Source organism: Lysinibacillus mangiferihumi (assembly GCF_003049665.1).
Lineage (GTDB): Bacteria > Bacillota > Bacilli > Bacillales_A > Planococcaceae > Lysinibacillus > Lysinibacillus mangiferihumi.
In genome coordinates this window covers 1-714 of record NZ_PYWM01000112.1, presented here as the reverse complement: position 1 = coordinate 714, position 714 = coordinate 1, and the positions used below count along the sequence as shown (strand labels likewise).

Sequence of the window (714 nt, the reverse complement as noted above, 5' to 3'; positions counted from 1 at the left end):
CTGAGCGTTTCACGGCTAATATCATAGTGATCTTCTATTGGCGTATTAAAATATTTCATACTTTCCTTCTCAATCAACCATGCCAATTTTCCATCTTCTATAAACGTATTTGAAACGAATCTTATAGATTCTAAAGATTCTAGTTTATTTAAAAATTCTAATGATGGTATATTTCCACATGCTTCTATAGTTAAAACTTTCAAATTTGATAATGTACCCAGAACTTCCCAATCTTTAACCTTTTTACAATTTTGAATCCATAGCTCTTTAATTGAAGTGTTGTTCTTAATGCCATCAATCGACTCTAATTTTGATAAATATCGTAATTCCAACCGCTCTATTTCTTTTAAATCCATTAATCCATCTATATTTTGAATAGGTGACGACCAAATCTCTAATATCTTCAATTTTTTTAATTTTGTAAACTCATCAGTATTCTTCTTTTTATAATGATGAATTACTAATCGTTTTAAATTCACACAGTCAAACATGTTTTGAATTTTTTTGTTGTACAAAACGAATAAATCTTGTAATTTTGTAAGTTTTGATAAATCAAGACTTTCCTCACAGATTCCTTCAAAATCAAGATATTCTAAGTTGACTAGCTTTTCGATACCATTCAAATTCTCATAACTTTTTCTACCTAAATTTAAGTATTCTAATTGAGTTAATTCACTTAAGAAATCTACATTTGGTAAAATCTTTTCATCCATC

General features: G+C 27.5%; 1 protein-coding gene. It reads right to left on the bottom strand.

Features of this window, described 5'->3' with window-relative positions:
• A partial coding sequence (locus tag C9J37_RS28725; protein WP_107897948.1) for a leucine-rich repeat domain-containing protein occupies positions 1–714 on the bottom strand: 714 nt, incomplete at both ends.